Raw genomic sequence first — 876 nt, 5'->3', positions numbered from 1 at the left:
GGGCGCGCGGACGACGCCGTGGCCTTCTTGCGCCGGGTCCTGGAGGAGCCGTTGGCGGACGGCCGCAGACAGCGGCTGCTGACCGAGCTGGGCTCCCTGGAGTACACGCGGACCTCCTCGGCCGGCATTCCCCGGCTCAGCGAGGCGCTACGGCTGTCGGGGGCGCCGCAGGACACGATGCGTGCGGCCGTCGCCCTCGGCACGGCACTGGCCGGCCGCGGCAGGACCGTGGCCGCCGTCGACGTACTCCGCACCGCAGAGGACGAGTTGACGGACCGTCCGCAACTGGTCCGCACCCTCCAGACCGCTTCGGTGCTGCTGGCCGATCAGGACCAGTCGGTACGGCAGGACGTGTACCGGTGGCTCCGTGATGCCGCCGAGCACTCGCCGGAGCTGGTCGGCCCGGCCGGTCAGGCGCTGATCGTGCGCCATTCGGCCACGGCCGGTCTGATCTCGGCGGCGGAGGCGATGCGGCGGCTGCGCGGTCTGCTGGCCCAGCCCGCCGACCCGCTGACCGAGCCGTTCCTGCTCGGCACGGCCGCCGCCGTGGCCCAGTGGGCCGACGAACTCCCGGAGGCGGAACGGCTGGTGGAGCGGGGCCTGGTCGGGCAGCGTCCCGATCTGCTGCATCCGATGCACGACGCGCTGACCAACGTACGGGCCGACATCCTGTCCGCCCGTGGCGAGTACGCGCCGCTGCTGACCGCGGTGTGGGCGCGGGACTGGGCGCGCAGCACGCCGTCGAACGGGCACGCCCACATCCTGCTGGCGCTGCTGGCGACCGGCCAGGAGGCGCGGGCGCTGCGGCTAGCGGACGGATTCGACCTGAGGTCGGCGCCCGACTCCTGGGAGTTGAACCGCTTCCTGTACGCGCGG

The 876-nt window shown here is 74.0% G+C and carries 1 pseudogene; it reads left to right on the top strand.

Annotation, left to right across the window (positions count from 1 at the left end):
- Window positions 1-876 (top strand): annotated as a pseudogene (locus R6V09_RS54005) (helix-turn-helix transcriptional regulator); the annotation flags it as partial.

Origin of the sequence: Streptomyces sp. W16 (assembly GCF_033194735.1) — a bacterium.
Lineage (GTDB): Bacteria > Actinomycetota > Actinomycetes > Streptomycetales > Streptomycetaceae > Streptomyces.
The sequence above is the reverse complement of the archived record's forward strand: the minus strand, read 5'-3'. Positions and strand labels throughout refer to the sequence as shown.